Annotated in this window: 12 protein-coding genes; 6 read left to right on the forward strand and 6 right to left on the reverse strand. The window is 40.2% G+C overall.

Going from position 1 to position 15,855, the window contains the following annotated elements; translation table 11 throughout:
- Window positions 1-25: 25 nt before the first annotated feature.
- Both ACFG4S_RS06135 and ruvC read right to left on the reverse strand, forming a co-directional pair.
- Entirely contained in the window at window positions 26-2,314 is a 2,289-nt protein-coding gene (locus tag ACFG4S_RS06135; RefSeq protein WP_392533950.1) for a hypothetical protein, read from the reverse strand.
- A 566-nt stretch (window positions 2,315-2,880) separates the two neighbouring features.
- Window positions 2,881-3,372, reverse strand: a complete 492-nt coding sequence (gene ruvC / locus ACFG4S_RS06140; RefSeq protein ID WP_392533951.1) for a crossover junction endodeoxyribonuclease RuvC — start codon at window positions 3,370-3,372, stop codon at window positions 2,881-2,883.
- Between the two features lie 173 nt (window positions 3,373-3,545).
- Between ruvC and yvcK the strand changes: the two genes are divergently transcribed.
- Both yvcK and tsaE read left to right on the forward strand, forming a co-directional pair.
- Window positions 3,546-4,916, forward strand: a complete 1,371-nt coding sequence (gene yvcK / locus ACFG4S_RS06145; protein ID WP_392533952.1) for a uridine diphosphate-N-acetylglucosamine-binding protein YvcK — start codon at window positions 3,546-3,548, stop codon at window positions 4,914-4,916.
- Between the two features lie 62 nt (window positions 4,917-4,978).
- Window positions 4,979-5,488, forward strand: coding sequence for a tRNA (adenosine(37)-N6)-threonylcarbamoyltransferase complex ATPase subunit type 1 TsaE (tsaE, locus tag ACFG4S_RS06150; RefSeq protein ID WP_392535922.1), 510 nt, complete (start codon window positions 4,979-4,981; stop codon window positions 5,486-5,488).
- Between the two features lie 934 nt (window positions 5,489-6,422).
- On the opposite strand, the gene ACFG4S_RS06155 is transcribed toward tsaE, so the two are convergent.
- Window positions 6,423-7,601 (reverse strand): patatin-like phospholipase family protein, encoded by a 1,179-nt coding sequence (locus ACFG4S_RS06155; protein WP_392533953.1) that lies wholly within the window; start codon window positions 7,599-7,601, stop codon window positions 6,423-6,425.
- Between the two features lie 369 nt (window positions 7,602-7,970).
- Window positions 7,971-9,290 carry a dihydroorotase gene (locus ACFG4S_RS06160; protein WP_392533954.1) on the reverse strand — a complete coding sequence of 440 codons (1,320 nt, stop codon included), beginning with the start codon at window positions 9,288-9,290 and terminating at the stop codon, window positions 7,971-7,973.
- Between the two features lie 311 nt (window positions 9,291-9,601).
- Here ACFG4S_RS06160 and lepB point away from each other — a divergent pair, with 311 nt between their 5' ends.
- Window positions 9,602-10,255: a signal peptidase I gene (gene lepB, locus ACFG4S_RS06165; RefSeq protein ID WP_392533955.1), complete on the forward strand. Its 654-nt coding sequence runs from the start codon at window positions 9,602-9,604 to the stop codon at window positions 10,253-10,255.
- A gap of 483 nt (window positions 10,256-10,738) precedes the next feature.
- Here lepB and ACFG4S_RS06170 read toward each other — a convergent pair whose 3' ends face one another.
- Window positions 10,739-12,055, reverse strand: coding sequence for an efflux RND transporter periplasmic adaptor subunit (locus ACFG4S_RS06170; RefSeq protein WP_392533956.1), 1,317 nt, complete (start codon window positions 12,053-12,055; stop codon window positions 10,739-10,741).
- 219 nt (window positions 12,056-12,274) lie between these two features.
- Window positions 12,275-13,240, reverse strand: coding sequence for a LysR substrate-binding domain-containing protein (locus ACFG4S_RS06175; protein WP_392533957.1), 966 nt, complete (start codon window positions 13,238-13,240; stop codon window positions 12,275-12,277).
- Between the two features lie 229 nt (window positions 13,241-13,469).
- Between ACFG4S_RS06175 and ACFG4S_RS06180 the strand changes: the two genes are divergently transcribed.
- The 3 genes from ACFG4S_RS06180 (at window position 13,470) to ACFG4S_RS06190 (ending at window position 15,815) form a co-directional block, all read left to right on the forward strand.
- Complete coding sequence (locus ACFG4S_RS06180) at window positions 13,470-14,180, forward strand: cadmium resistance transporter (RefSeq protein WP_392533958.1); 711 nt, start codon at window positions 13,470-13,472, stop codon at window positions 14,178-14,180.
- Window positions 14,181-14,265: 85 nt separating this feature from the next.
- Window positions 14,266-14,934 carry a hypothetical protein gene (locus ACFG4S_RS06185; RefSeq protein ID WP_392533959.1) on the forward strand — a complete coding sequence of 223 codons (669 nt, stop codon included), beginning with the start codon at window positions 14,266-14,268 and terminating at the stop codon, window positions 14,932-14,934.
- A 452-nt stretch (window positions 14,935-15,386) separates the two neighbouring features.
- Window positions 15,387-15,815, forward strand: a complete 429-nt coding sequence (locus tag ACFG4S_RS06190) for a YidH family protein (protein WP_392533960.1) — start codon at window positions 15,387-15,389, stop codon at window positions 15,813-15,815.
- The last annotated feature ends 40 nt before the right edge of the window (window positions 15,816-15,855 follow it).

Here is a 15,855-nt window from a genome sequence, read left to right on the forward strand (position 1 = left end):
TAAATTTATCCAAAATTTAATTAGCTTATTTTACTTTGGCACGGAAGCGGATAAAGCCGTAAACATCTTTGGCTAGATTGGGTAAATCGGGACTGCGCGTGATATTAACCACTACAGCGCCATTGGTGTTACTACCACAAGATGATGGAGCTGACTCGTTAGCTGGATAAAAACGTCCGCGATCGCCATCTTCTACATTACTCAGGTAAACTGTAGGATTGCTAGAACTAACAGCAAGGGCAATGCCTTGATCTGCTGCTAAGCCACCATCACTAGGAGTACTACCAGTAAATGCAGTGGGAATAAAAGTAGTACTGCTAGGAACTAAGTCGCAGATTTTGACGTTAGTAGCATCATTTGGTCCTTTAGAAAGAAAGTAGATAGTGTATTCCAACTCATCTCCTGGCTTCACAGTTCCAGCATTAATCAATCCCCGCAGATAGCCAGCAGGCCATTTTGCATCGTTATCATCAGAAGCATAGGGTTCTGGTAAATAATTGGCAGCAGTAGTTGCAACGTCGCTGCGACCATCTACAATGTCGGTGATATCTTGATTATTGATGCGAGTAATCCGTTTAACCAACAAAAGTTTTGCATTCACAGCATTAATAATGTTGAATGGAGTTGGTTCAGTTTGACCAGGATAATAAGTCCATAAATCTAGCCCCTTGGTATCTCCAAAAGAGCCGTTGCATGATGTTCCAGCGTTACCAGCGTTACCAGACTGACCAAATTTCCGGTCATTGCTGGCGGTGTCAAAACCGTTAATTGGGTTGCTAAAGGCTGGGTTTGGTGGATTAATCCCACAGAGTACTTGACCCACAGTGCCAACGGTAGAACCACCGATGGTTTTATAACCGCGATCGTCGTAAAATCCTCTACTATTACCTATGGGGTTAGCGGCATTCAGCATTGTAATGGTAGGACCACCAGTAAAATTGTTTTCCGCATCCAGCAGGGGAAAGTGATATTCACCTCCATAAGTTCTGACACTAACTTTGTAATTACTGCCAACCGGGAAAAAATTGCCACTGTTATCTTTACCATCCCAATTAATTGCTTGCTGTCCCGTTGTAGCCATAATCCCTCGCAGAAGACGGTTTTGGGAGTTAGTGGGATCAAAATTGCTGCCGTCTCGGCTGATAACTAGTTCGTAAGTACCTGTAACGTTGCTGTCAAAGCTCAAAGTACCGCCTGTACCGTAAGAACTGTTATTTCCTGCAACTGTGCCGTTGAATTGTAAATTACTAACAACAGGAATAATTGGGCTAAGGGGAATACCAGTTCCCTCTAAGGTGCCATCGCGTTTGTAACGTTCAACGTATGAAAGCACGTTGGTGTCGATGGAGTTAAAAAAGGTAGCGTATTGGGGACGAGCCAAGCTAATACCGCCTTGGGGATTTGCCAGCTGACTATCCGCCCCTAGTATATCGTGGTAGAGAGGTGATATTCCGTCACTGTCAAAAAAGCCAGTTTGATTACCATAGAGAACAAATCCGTTAGGATCTGTACCTCTGAGTTCTACTTTATATCGGAAGCCATCTGTGGTTATTGGATAGACTGGGAAGTTGAGATATCGACCGTTATTACCAGTAAAAAGAGCGAGATAATAGCTGAATAACCGCCCGTTCAAGTCAGTTGTTGAAGTTTGATCGCTACTGCGTACCGTTACATCCCAAGCTGCTACACTAGTTTTTTGTTGATCGTTAAAGTTGTTGCCACTACTCAAATCAATTTCACCAGTAGGAGTGCTATTAACGGAAGAGTTACCCCCATCAGGCCCATAGAAAACAATGTCATAAACTCCAGTAGATGGAGCCTTGTAATAGCAGGGAATATAGCCGTTGGGATTACCTCCGCCAGAAATAGGACGGGGGCCATTTAACTCCTGTTGGCGAGTTGAGATAATTCCTCGTCCAGCTTGAGAAGTACACACAAAATCTGCTGTGCCAGGAACAGTTTCACTGCCAATACTTCCACTGACACGACCGGGGTTGTAAACGCTGACATTACCACTATTTACTCCAACTGCGCTGGAACCCAAAAGAATATACTCATCTTTATTAGCGTAGACTTTTAGTAAAGTTCGTCGCAGCACCAGACCGCCATAAGTATCAGTACGCCACTCTAGATTAGCTCTACTACTGCTGGCTGTGGCGGTACTGGGATACAGGGTGCGACTACCTTCAGCTTGAGCAGATTGGATGCCAAAATTCAGGTAGCACAGTAAGAGAGCAAGACTACTTAGTAGTTTTTTATAACGGTTGAGGTGGTTGTTGTTGACCGCTAAAAGACATTTTAACAGTAGACTCATTTATGCTTCACTAGCTCCTGATTTGAATTGAATGAATGCGATGTCTGCGACAAGCCACTTTCGGTCTAGGCAATACTGCATTCACCGAACAAGGTAAAAGAAACAAGATAGGACTTACAGACTGAAGACCAAACCTAGATCCCTTCTCCATACAGTTCGGTTAACGTTTTAATTTTTGGAAAATCTCCTCAACTCCGACCCAATGCACTTAGGCGATGCCTGTTTTTAGGTTACCCAAGTTGTACGAAAAACTACCATCTTAATTGACATTGACTGTGGCGATCGCTCTGTAACTTTCTAATGTTACAGAATAAGAGCGATCGCCACCATTCAAAACCAGAACCCCAACTTCTTCAACAAATTGGAGATTTTAGTCTTGGTTTAAGGAAAATGGGCGTTGCTGAATTAGGTATGTAAAGTTAATGTTTTAAAAATCTAGAATTTAAATTCTTTGCGTTTATCCTGCAAGAACGCCTAAAGGCGTATGCGCGAAACAAAATTCATCCTGCAATCAGCAACGCTAAAAACAGATGTGCGAGTTCCAACTTTATTCTCATTTAACAAAATTAAAGCTGATAAGAAGCCGTCAAAGCTACCGCCAAAGCATCCGCAGCATCATCTGGCTTAGGAATCCGATCTAAATCCAATTCCCGCGCCACCGCTTCTTGCACTTCGGACTTATCCGCATTGCCATATCCTGTTAAAGCTTGTTTAATTTGAGCAGGAGTAAACTCTACATAGGGAAGCCGCCGCTGTCCCAAAACTAACATGACTACACCCCGTGCTTGTGCAACCAAGATAGTGCTTGACATACGATAGAAGAATAGTTTCTCGATCGCAACCAAATCTGGTTGTAATTCCTCTATCACGGTGTGTAAATCATCAAACAAGGTACATAGGCGCTGTCCCATTTCTACATCTGCTGACGTTTTGATTACTCCAAAATCAAGCATATTTACTGTAGTCTCTGGTATCTTGTTGGGAATTTGTATACAGGTAATTGCCCCAAATCCTAAAATTGCCAGTCCTGGATCTAATCCTAAAATTCGTTTTTCCATTAAATTCACTTTTCCCAAGGCAAGGTATTGTTTAACTAGGAATACTGGCAATTTTGACGATTTGCTTTTAGTCTAATGGAATTGAAAAATATAATAGTTTCACCCCTCGTGTTTTAAAGCAACTGGTCTAGATTTTCTGTTAATTATTCTTGTAGCACTGCTGTGAATCAGGTATGTCAATTGGTTTTTTCAGGCAAGCCCTCAACGCCCTGCGAAAGCAGTCGCCTTCTCGTACTTCCTATCGAGTCAACCAGTGGTTCAAATGGTTATCCCCTGGATTAGCCGTAAAACGTTGGTTGTTAATCAGTGTTGGGGGTGTAATATTAACAATTTTGGGGTTAGCTATTTGGATTAAGCTGACCCCCATTTTTTGGATGATTAAGTTAGTTAGGCGTTTCCTGGGAGTAATCACCGACCTATTACCCAACTACGTCAGTGGACCTTTGGTGCTGCTTGGCGGCTTACTGTTGGTACTTTGGGGACAAACTCGCACCGTAGGTTCAATTACTAAAGTACTAAGAGGAGAAGGTGGAGAGGAACTCATTGATGTTTTGCTAGCCCATCGTCGATTGTACCGAGGACCGAAAATAGTAGTTATTGGTGGTGGTACAGGGCTTTCTACGTTATTGAGGGGATTAAAAACCTACAGTGCTAATATTACTGCCATTGTGACTGTAGCCGATGATGGTGGATCTTCGGGGCGATTGCGCCAGGAATTTGGTGTCCTACCACCAGGAGATATTCGCAATTGTTTAGCAGCCTTAGCAGATGAAGAAAAGTTATTAACAGAATTGTTTCAATACCGCTTTCGTGCTGGAGATGGATTGACAGGTCATAGTTTTGGGAATTTGTTTTTAACAGCAATGAGTGATATTACGGGAGATTTGGAACGCGCAGTTGCAGCCAGTTCTAAAGTACTAGCGGTGCGGGGACAAGTACTACCAGCAACTCTCAGTGATGTTCGTCTCTGGGCAGAATTAGCCGATGGTCGCCGTATTGAGGGAGAGTCTAGCATTCCCAAAGCTGGGGGAAAAATTGTGAAAATTGGCTGCATTCCAGCTAATCCCCCAGCTATACCAGCAGCTATTAAAGCACTTAAAGAAGCTGATTACATTATCATTGGTCCAGGTAGCCTTTATACTAGCCTGATTCCTAATTTACTGGTACCAGAAATTGCCGATGCGATCGCCAAAACAAATGTTCCCCGTATCTATATCTGCAATATAATGACTCAACCAGGCGAAACTGAAGGATACACTGTTGCCGATCACATCCAAGCAATTGATGCTGCTTGCGACCAAAGACAGCTATTTGATGCTGTGTTAGTACACAAAAAATCCCCATCTGCCCAATCACTCATCCGCTACGCTCAACAAAATTCCTATCCTGTTTTTCTAGATAGAGAAGTTGTAATTCAACTGGGACGGCGAATTGTTCCAGCTAATGTTTTATTTGAAGATGAAACAGGAATTATACGTCACAATCCGCAGAAACTAGCACGAGTATTATTGCGGTGGTACGGTAGAGCTAATCATGGAAAATAGTCATTTTGTTATTTGTTCTTGGTTAGATGATGAGTTATTTCTTAATGCCCAATACCCAAATTATGAAAATTTCTCTTGCAGATACAGAGGCGACGCTACGCTTAGGTATTACTCTTGGTGAATCCCTGACACCTGGTAGTGTCATTTTACTAGAAGGTGATTTAGGCACTGGTAAAACTACCCTAGTTCAAGGCATTGGTAAAGGTTTGGGAATTACTGAACCTATTGTCAGTCCCACTTTCACCCTAATTAATGAATACACCGAAGGACGCATCCCTCTTTACCATCTGGATTTATATCGCCTAGAACCACAAGAAGTTCCAACCCTAAATTTAGAAATTTACTGGGAAGGTGTTGAGGTTACACCAGGAATTGTGGCCATTGAATGGGCAGAACGAATGCCCTATAAGCCAGATAGTTTTCTCAGCATAAATTTAACATATGGAAATGAAGGCGATGTCTACGACGGGCTACGCCTACGCCAGGTAGAACTGATACCATTCCATTGTTCTATTGACAAAATTATTGCCGCTATTTATAGCAGAATTCAGAATTCAAGACATGAGCTATAGACGCTCCGCCTCAGCTCATAATTGGGAAGTAAAACAGGCTTTATATCGCCTTTAAGACTGAGTTTGCCTACTTCTTGTTCATTTAAATCTGCTTGAATTATTATGTCGTAATTCCTCTACTCAATTCGGACTTAGAGTATTCAGAATTTATAATTCTGATTCCTTGACTACAACACTAGAGAATTTCTGAAAACAGCCCAGGAAGAACTTTTTCACTCGTCCTATCTGCCACTACCACGATCGCCACTATAAATTATTAACATTTTTATCTCAACCGAAAATAAACGACAGAATTGTTGAACAACTGATATACGGTTCAGTGAAGACTAAAAAAGGGTAAAAATATTAGACACAAATAGGTTGCATTGCAATACGGTTCGGCTAGCCTTTCTAATCCGAATAGTGTATTGAACCTACAGCTAGTCTCAACTGGACAGTATTGACATCTTCAGAATTGCTACTAGCTTTATTGCTGCAAAAATCGGTTAAAAAAATAATTTTTGGGGCTGATTAGTTAAGCGACTGGAAACTGTTGTTGGGTTAAATGAGAGTTGTGAGATAATTTAGTCAGCTTGATTTAAGCAGATTAGTTATCTGCTGTTATTCTGAGAACTAATCTAAATTATTTAGCAGCTAAAGCTAGTACAGAAAAGTTAAATAACAATCAAGTGCTGTATAAGTCATCTAACTCGTCCTGAGACTTAGTATTCCCAAGTTAAGTCCACAATCTATACATAAAAATAAACCAATTTGTATTTTCTTAAGATTAATTTTAAGAATTTAAATTAGCAATAAATTTTTATAATTACATCTGTAAATAGCACTATTTAAAAAATAAATAAGTAATTATTATCGTATTTATACGCTATTTTATGTAGAAATACGATAGATTTTAGAATAATTGGCTTGAGATTAATACGCCTAAGTGGATGCACTAATTATCTTTAATGAAAGAGGCGATCGCCTTTTTTACCTGCGGTCCATTTCCGTCTCTGCTATAGTAGCTACAGCCTTTTTCAATGAATGCAGATGCGGTCTCTATTAACTGCTCAATAATCTCTTTACGAGCATCATCTATTTCTTCTGTGACATTTTCATGGGTAAACTGATTTTTTCGTTCGTCTCGCTGCAACAAAATCCGACTATCTTTATAAGTCTCATTTGGCTTGGGCTTAAATCTCTCGTTTAAGTCAAATTGAAGACGTAAGTAACGTTTAGAATCGTATCCACCCATAATTTGACGGCAAATTGTACTACCAATCTCAGATGTAGGCTCCATAAAAATATCAGTCAGATGTTCTGCCCAATCTAAACCGTTCCATTTTTTTACTTGTTCGTATTGATATGGTTCACCTGTTTGACCTGTACCAATAGAAAGCATAGAAATATCTTCCAATCGCAGATTATCAAGTTTATATTGCTGCTTGATTTCTTCAGAAACTAAAGTGGATTGACTTACTCTCAAAACTAGACTCACCGCTGCTAGAGAGGGGTTATTAGCACCAACTCCCCCATCAATATGTGGGAATACCCAATCCCCAAATTTATCTTTATCAACACATTCTAATTTATAGGGTGGAAAGAAAGTTGGAGCAGAAGCAGAAGCGGTACATATTTCCCATAAATAACAGTCATCGTACCATCTGTCTCCAATATCGGGATGACAATTTGTAAAAAAGGTTGTATTTCGATAAAGTGTATCGTAAGCAAGAATCAGAATAATAGGCTTTTGAATATCTTTAATTTTTTTACTTTGGTATACATCTTTGAGGACATTAATAATGCCATCATGAGAATATTTAGGTGGTGAAAATATATCTAAAATTGATTGGAAAATAGACGGCAAGTTTTTGTAGCGATTTTTTCTCTCCGGCGGAAATATATCTTTACCTCTGTCTCTATAAAGTTTAATTAGCTCATAACTATCTTTACCTACTGCAATTCCTCCTGTTAATATTGAGCCAGTAGAAGTACCTGCAATCATATCAAAGTATTGATGTAAAAAGTCTGCTTTACCCTGAATTCTCATTTCTTGTTCTACTTGTTGAAGTATCCGTGCTGCTACAACTCCACGAATACCACCACCATCTAAACTCAGAATTTTAAAAGACATAGTATTTCTCCTTGATTTGGGAATTCGTAATGGGCTAAGCTAATGTACTTCGTCATGAAATCGCTTTTAGAAGTTTTTGATTTTCAGCTAGAACTAATCAAGAGAGAAACAATTCAAAATGGAAAAAGTTATCTAACTAAGCTTTTTCCATTTTGAATTTTGCATACCAGTATTAGTACTTTGCCAAGCTAACTTTGAGGGTTTACAGCAAGCACTTTAGTGCTGAAAAAATACTACGAACCTGCTTATCCATCAACTTGAACTTGACAGATTATCTAGCCTTAGCTTTGGTAGATAAAAATCTTGCCAGTCCAAGTATGACTTTGATGTATAGTTAGCCGTCTATACGTAAGCTTAAATAAATATTTGCTATAAAAAAGTTAAAGCTTGACCCCGGACTTGCGTATTTAACTGGCCTTTGTGATAAACAATCTCACCACCAACAATGGTGGTTACAGCCCAGCCGGTGAGGTTCCAACCTTCAAAAGGACTCCAACCGCACTTAGTTAACAGTTCTTGCCGCTGCACTGGACGGTATGTGTTTAAATCTACTAGTACTAAATCAGCATCGTAACCAGGTGCGATCGCTCCTTTATTGGGAATACCATAAGCCATCGCTACAGCTTTAGACATCCAGTTAACAACTTGGGCAACAGTACACTTTCCCTCCATCGCCGCAGTTAACATTAAAGCTAGGGAAGTTTCTACCCCAGGCATTCCCGATGGACTATTGGGATATTCTTGAGCTTTTTCCTCTAAGGTGTGGGGTGCATGATCTGTGGCGATGAAATCAATTACCCCATCGCGTAAAGCTTGCCAGAGAACTTGGTTATCGTGGGGCGATCGCAAAGGTGGATTCATCTGTGCTAAAGTGCCAATCTGCTCATAGGCGCTGGTGTTTAACAATAAATGTTGTGGGGTTACTTCTGCTGTTACCCAACTCGGTTTATGCTGACGCAGCAACTCTGCTTCCTCGGCTGTTGACATATGCAGAATATGCAAACGACGGTGATATTTTTGAGAAAGTTTTAATGCCAGTTGAGTTGCCAACAAAGCTGCTTGATTATCTTGAATTTGCGAGTGAACAGCTGGATCGTGAATATTGGCAAATTCTTGGCGTCGTTGGTTGATTCTGCCTTGATCTTCAGCATGAACGGCAATTAAGCGATCGCCCTTAGCAAATATCGCCTCTAATGCGGTTTCACCATCAACCAGCAATTGACCATGCATCGACCCCATGAAAATCTTAATTCCTGGCGTCGGCTTTGCCAAAAGCAAATCTGGTAGATTCTCTGCTGTTGCCCCAATAAAAAAGCCATAATTAACCAAGCACTTATGGGAGGCACGGTCTAGCTTGTCATCTAAAGCTTGCTGTGTTGTTGTCAGGGGGCGCGTATTAGGCATTTCTAAAAAAGAAGTGACTCCCCCTTTTGCACAGGCACAACTAGCGGTGAACAAATCTTCCTTGTATTCTAGTCCTGGTTCTCGGAAATGCACCTGAGGATCGATAACTCCTGGCAACAAAGTTAACCCTTCTGCGTCAATTTCAGTGGCTAGTGCTGTTTGGGAGATTTCTGGGGCAACTTCGACTATTTGGCGATCGCGTGTCAATACATCCCCAATCATCAGTTCACCATTGGGTAGGATAATACGAGCGCGGCGAATCAGTAAAATTTGTGGAGATGGCATGGTAATTCAAAATTCAAAATTCAAAATGAGCAAATGCAATCTTGGCAAGCATCTTGCCGATCGACTCAATGTCAATTCAAGCAAGGGTAGTTTAGGTATTACCGAGAACTATGCTTTTAGGTTAAACTTAGTCGCGCTCTGAGTGACCAAATTTTTGCGGCGCGTTAAAAAAAAGTTTATTTTTAATTTATGAAGAACCTTGTGAAGATACGAACATAAGTAGGAAATTCAAATTTTTCCGCTAAGATTAACAGATCGAATCCCCTTAGTCTAGTTAATTACCTACATCTTCCGTCTAGTTAAGTAATTTCATGCAAAATCAAGTGTCTGATAACAACTCTAGTCAACAACCCGATAATTCCTGGATCGCAGAGCTAGGCAGAACAATTGTCTTGAGCATTGTTCTAGCTCTGGGAATTCGTACCTTTGTCGCTGAAGCACGCTGGATACCTTCTGGTTCGATGGAACCGACTCTGCACGGTGTCACTGACCAGTGGAAAGCAGATAAAATTATTGTCGATAAGTTAAAGTATAAATTTGCTAACCCCCAGCGGGGAGACATTGTAGTATTTTCACCGACAAAAGAACTACAAAGAGAAGAATTCAATGATGCTTTTATTAAACGTGTAATTGGCTTACCTGGAGAAAAAGTAGAACTTCGGGATGGCAAAGTCTATATCAACAATAAACTCCTTCCAGAAGGAAATTATCTAAGTTCTGGACAGACCACAGTCATTGATGTTTGCAAATCAGGACCAGAGCTACCTTTTTTGGAGAAACCCCAGACTATACCAGCCGATTCCTATTTAGTACTAGGTGACAATCGTAACAATAGTTATGATAGCCGTTGCTGGGGTCTTGTCCCTCGTCAGAATATCATCGGTCGTGCTGTATTTCGCTTCTGGCCACTCAATCACATTGGTGGAATTGATAAAACACCACTATATCCACAAACAACTCCATAGGGACTTCTAACTAAAAAATATCCCATCGTTTTGGTGAGTAGGAAAGCAGAGGAGGAAGAATGTAACGATCGTCTTCTCTCCCAAAATTGAATAATTTAATTTTTGGAAGTCCCATAACAATAACAATTCAAAATTCAAAATGACGCTCTCTATGAGACGCTTGGCGTAGCTTGCTTACCTGCAAGGGTAGGCTGACTCGCTTTAAGCGAATCTATGCCAAAGTTGCTTACTTCTGTCAACATTTGTGTTAAGAAATATGCTTATATATCGATAGCTTAATAAGGGGAGAACCGGAAAAACATCTATACAAAGTCCCCCAATTTATCGGGGGATTTAAAGGGATCGAGATATCTGCAACTTCACATTAAATTGGTATTACCCGTTGTTGAAGATTGCTGACAGTGCTTTGCAGAATCCTTGACTTAGCGCATAGCCTATCGACATTGCACACTCATTGAATCGTCGAACTCTTTCTCGATCTCCCTAAAAGTCTGGAACGATCGCCACACCATCGGTAAGATTAAGTAGTCCTGAAATAATAATTTGATCTTGTGGCTGTAATCCTTCCATAACTTGATAATTATTACCTTTAATTTCGCCTAGCTTTATTCGCCTTTGTCGAGCTACTTGCTCAGACACCCCTTGGGGAGATTTTTCAGTTTCAACTACATAAACAAAAGTTTGCCCACCGACACGAGTTACTGCTGCTGTTGGAATTAAAATTCCCGGACGCTCATTCCAAATCAGCCTAGCCCTTGCCAATTGATTTGCACGTACTTGACCATTAGAGTTGTTAAAGAGTGCTTTAATTAATATCCCTTGTGTTTCATTACTGGCATTAGGTGCAATGGAAAATATTCTAGTTCTACCTAACTTTTGACCTTGTGTGTTCATAATCTCTACAGGCATTCCCTGACGCAATAGAGGTCTTCGCTGTACAGGCACAGAGATTTTAACTTCTAAAGGTCGATTTTGCATAACAGTAACTAATTGTGTGGAAGTATTGACAAAATCACCTACTTTTACAGAAATTTCGCCAACAGTGCCACCAAAGGGAGCAGTAATTTTGTCGTATTGAATCTGGGGTTGTTGGCTAGTATTTATATTGGCTTGCTGTAAGGATTTTTCAGCCTGTAATATAGTTCCTTGTTGGGCTTGAATCCGAGAATCAATTGCATTTAGACTAGTCTTAGCAGCGGTGAGCCTGTTAGCGTATTGATTGCTAGCCTGTCGAGATACGGCTCCTTGCTGAGCTAAAGAGAAATACTTTTCGTATTCTGCCTGGCTGAGTTGGACATTACTAACGTAAGATGGTCGTTCAGCTTCCAAAGATTTGAGTGTAGCGCGGGCATTTTCCAATTGCATTAAAAATGCCTGAGGTGCAGCATTGATTCCATTGGGCGCTCCTTGTTGCCTTCTTGCGTCCACTTGGATAATTGCTGCTCCTTGTGCGACTGAATCTCCCAATTTGACAAATATCTGGGTGACTTGACCTTGAATCCTTGAGGTGAGGTTAACTGAGCGCTGGGACTCTAAGCTAGCAATAAAATCTGAGCTTTCCTCAATGATGCCGCTTTGGACTGTTGATATTTTGACTCTTACCCCTTGAGGTTGAACATTAGCAGTTGAAGGTGCGGAATTTTGTGGAGTCAGCAGACGCCAAACTATAGCTGCTCCGCCTCCTAACAATAGTAATGCAGCTAAAAATAACCAAAGCCACCGCCGTTTTTGTGGAGGTTGCTCAAATGAGGTTTCTGAAGAATTTTCTTCAAAATCAGTTTGAGGCTCAGGGGATGTCATGGCTGATGAGGAATTTAAGGAACAAATTAACTAGGGCGTGTCATCAAGATTTTATCTGTTGAGATTGAAATTCATGATTTTGCACGAGATATTGTGGCAAATTATATGTTTGCCCACTCAAATATACTGTTTTGAGAATTCCATCTAAATCTACCTAAAGGTCAATGATATCCTCCGAAAAATTGTTTAAAGCGTTGAGCGTTGACAAAAGACAAATGACTAATGACTAATGACTAATGACGATATCAACATTTGTTCAAAGACTTTGGCAAGAGCGGTTTGGAAACGCTGACGATGCTTGAGTTTGAAGAAAGGTCGCACTATTTCTGCGTAGGCGTAGCCAGCCGTAGGTATCCCACTATAGCCTTCTCTATTATCAATAACTCGAATTGCTCGTAGAGTCCCAAGCTGAATTTCATTTTTGACCATCAACTCAGAAATCCCAATTGCACCTAGACCATTTTCGATCGCTGCTTTTGTCATTTCCCCACTATTGAACACTAAAATTACATTGAGTTCACTGAGATTGATTCCCCAATTTTGTAAGGCTTCTTCAAAGCGTTGCTGGGTTCCAGAACCCGGTTCTCGCATCACCCACGGGGTTTGAGTCAATTGAGTTAAATCAATTTCTCCCCACTCAAACCAAGGGTGATTTTTACCCACCACAATTTGCAAGCGATCGCTCCCCACAATTTCGTACTCTAAAGTATGTTGAAGTGCTGGCTTTACGTCTCCTTCTACTAAACCTAAATCAAACTGTCCTGTAGCTGTTCCAACACAAATTTCTTCTGTATTGGCAAGGGTACAGTCAATTTGGATACCCGGATATCGGTTTTTAAAGTCACTAATCTTACTTGGTAGCCAGTAATTACCAATTGTCAGACTTGACCCTAATTTCAATTCACCCCGTTGCAGATTATTTAATTCGCGCAATCCCCTTTCAGTCAAAGAGACTTGATCGAGAATTTTCTGTGCCTCCACTTGGAGTAACTTACCAGCCTCAGCCATCTCGATATGGCGACCAATCCGATGAAATAGTTTGACACCGTATTCCTGCTCTAAGTTCTGGATCGCTGCACTGACGGCAGGTTGTGTAATATAAAGCTCTTCTGCTGCACGAGTAAAGTGTAAGTTGTGCGCTACAGCCAGAAAGATTTTTAGCTGCTCGAGCGTCATTCCTGCCATTTTTTATAGTATTCCTAAAACTCGCTGTCAAAATTTCAATCACTTCCATTTATCATTTTGACAAACAAAAGCATTTGATTCTATCGTTTAGTTTATCTAAAGTATAAATCAAGGCTTTCTACCTAGTCATTTGTCATTGCTCGTTGGTCATTAGTCATTTGTCCTTTGTAAATGCCTAATGACACCACTTGCCCAATGCCCCATTGCATCAAAATAAGGACTTTCACAAATGAGTGATTTAGTAACTGCAATTACCACAGGGATTACCGCATTCACTGCCACCAACATTGATGATATTGTGATTCTGACTTTGCTTTTTTCACAAATAGATAAAACGTTCCGCAGTCGTCACATCCTTGGTGGTCAGTATCTCGGTTTTGCTGCATTGATCGTTGCTAGCCTTCCCGGTTTCTTCGGTGGACTGATCATACCGCAGGACTGGATTAGACTACTTGGGTTGATGCCAATAATCATTGGTATGAGTAGTTTACTAAAACGTGAAGATGATTTGGTAGAGGAAGTCGAAGAAGAAACCGAAGTGTCTTGTCCCTCTAGAATTGCCAGTTTTATCTCTCCTCAGACTTTCAATGTAGCAGCGATCGCCTTTGCAAATGGCAGTGACAATATCAGTATCTATGTGCCTCTATTCGCTAATTCTGAATTAGATAGTCTACTGATAATATTAAGTGTATTTTTTGCGCTAGTAGGTGTCTGGTGTTATGCTGCTTACAAGTTAACCTACTTACCTGCGATCGCCAACTTTTTAACTGAGAATGGTAATACTTTTGTGCCTTGTATCTTAGTTGGCTTGGGTATATTTATTGTCACAGAAAATTTTACTTGGACTCTTTTATCTGTAGTTTCTAGTTATATATTCTCATTAATTTTAGGTTTCAATACTCAGCCATCGAGTGAAGAACAAGAAAAATTAAGTATTTAAAAAGAGGTGAATCATAAATTTTTTCACCACTAACTAAAAGACTTGCAAACTGCAAAACATCTTACCCATTAACAGGAATCAAAACATGAAAATCTGGAAATCTCTGCTAATTGTCTTAATGATTCTCGCTAATCTAGCTTTTGCTCAACCTTCTTTTGCTGATAGACCAAAGTTTAGCAAAAATCCTGATTACATCGAAGTCACTAAGACTCTTAATGAACTCTCTCAGACAAAAAATGCCGAAACTGGAGTTCAATATCTGACACCAGAACAAATTCAAAAGAGAACCGAGGAATTAACACTGCAAAAATATGCTTTAGAGACGGGAGTCAACTGGGGTCAATGTGACAACCAAACAGGTAATACTATAGCAGTATATGGCAAAACGCCAAATGGCGAAGAAAATGAAGATGCTGTATATGACAATGGACTGTATTTTCTAGCTGATGGTCAGTCCACTCAAAATAACTGGGATTGTGATGGCATATATCTAGCGAATGATACCAAAGTAGCAAATTTCACTTCTAGTCCTGATGGGAAAGGTCAAGAATTAGTCGGACCTGTTGCTCTCAAGATATTTGATGGAACTCACTTGGTGGTTAAGACAAATCCGGATACTGCTGCGATTGAATTGAATGTTCCGACTGTGAAAGTTCTTAACAGTAACAGTAATAAGGCTAAGTGGTTTATCCCAGATATATCCCAGGCGGTTATAAATACACGAGTTCCTAATGCACCTAGCAATCAGTCTTGAAATAGAACTGCATAGATACTCTATTTTTGAATGATTGTTCTCTATTTAAACAGGGTAACAGCCAATATCAGAGAAAAAACCTGAATTTTTCTGGTGAAAAATCTCTCTTGAATTGGCTGTTTTCTTTATGACTGAAAAATAAAAAGATACAAAGCAACTGAATTGATTTATCGGGGTCATGAATTTTGAATCTTGAATTTCGAGCAAAGCTATGTGACCCCTTCTTATTTACACTTGCTTTGAACAATCAATTATGAATTAGCAATTATTTCACCAGGCTTGTTTTATTTCGATATCTGCATTAAAATAAATTTTGAAAAAAAATGTACAATCACAACAAGCATATTTCAATAGCGCAACTATTGCGCTTGGTGCAAGTCATCTGGAAACAGATTTTCTATTACCTCCGTGTTTTTTTGAGAAGAGCCAGTTTGGGGATAAGGGTGTTATTGATGCAGTTAAAATTGAAACCTACAGAAGAAGATAAAGAGAGAAAAAAGGCAGGGCGACTGAATCCGTCCCGAATCCGAGATCATTTGGCAAATGAGCGTACCTACCTGGCTTGGATGCGAACAGGAATTGCTCTGTTGGGTTTTGGTGTTGTCATTGTGCGTCTGCGTGCTTTCCAAATACCTTTAGTACCTCGTCCTGGTACTGGCTGGAAGTTAGGTTTAGTCTTCTCCCTGGTGGGTTTGATTACGGTGTGGCTATCAACAGGACACTATTTTGCTGTCCGTCGTGATATCGAAGAAGATACTTATGAACCGACAGACCGATGGGTACTGCTGTTCAGTCTGGCTGTGATGATTCTCGGTGCTGGAGTGATATATTTTGTTTTTACAACTTCTTTAGATCCAACGAGTCCAATTATTGCTGAGTAATTGTATTTTTAACAGTTATCAGTTATTTTCTGTTAACTGT

This window comes from Nostoc sp. C117 (assembly GCF_043099735.1).
Classification (GTDB): Bacteria; Cyanobacteriota; Cyanobacteriia; order Cyanobacteriales; family Nostocaceae; genus Nostoc.

Excerpts from the sequence above, each read along its gene's own strand:
- ACFG4S_RS06135 (WP_392533950.1), bottom strand. The coding sequence starts at position 2,314 with ATGAGTCTACTGTTAAAATGTCTTTTAGCGGTCAACAACAACCACCTC.
- ruvC (WP_392533951.1), bottom strand. The coding sequence starts at position 3,372 with ATGGAAAAACGAATTTTAGGATTAGATCCAGGACTGGCAATTTTAGGA.
- yvcK (WP_392533952.1), top strand. The coding sequence starts at position 3,546 with ATGTCAATTGGTTTTTTCAGGCAAGCCCTCAACGCCCTGCGAAAGCAG.
- tsaE (WP_392535922.1), top strand. The coding sequence starts at position 4,979 with ATGAAAATTTCTCTTGCAGATACAGAGGCGACGCTACGCTTAGGTATT.
- ACFG4S_RS06155 (WP_392533953.1), bottom strand. The coding sequence starts at position 7,601 with ATGTCTTTTAAAATTCTGAGTTTAGATGGTGGTGGTATTCGTGGAGTT.
- ACFG4S_RS06160 (WP_392533954.1), bottom strand. The coding sequence starts at position 9,290 with ATGCCATCTCCACAAATTTTACTGATTCGCCGCGCTCGTATTATCCTA.
- lepB (WP_392533955.1), top strand. The coding sequence starts at position 9,602 with ATGCAAAATCAAGTGTCTGATAACAACTCTAGTCAACAACCCGATAAT.
- ACFG4S_RS06170 (WP_392533956.1), bottom strand. The coding sequence starts at position 12,055 with ATGACATCCCCTGAGCCTCAAACTGATTTTGAAGAAAATTCTTCAGAA.
- ACFG4S_RS06175 (WP_392533957.1), bottom strand. The coding sequence starts at position 13,240 with ATGGCAGGAATGACGCTCGAGCAGCTAAAAATCTTTCTGGCTGTAGCG.
- ACFG4S_RS06180 (WP_392533958.1), top strand. The coding sequence starts at position 13,470 with ATGAGTGATTTAGTAACTGCAATTACCACAGGGATTACCGCATTCACT.
- ACFG4S_RS06185 (WP_392533959.1), top strand. The coding sequence starts at position 14,266 with ATGAAAATCTGGAAATCTCTGCTAATTGTCTTAATGATTCTCGCTAAT.
- ACFG4S_RS06190 (WP_392533960.1), top strand. The coding sequence starts at position 15,387 with ATGCAGTTAAAATTGAAACCTACAGAAGAAGATAAAGAGAGAAAAAAG.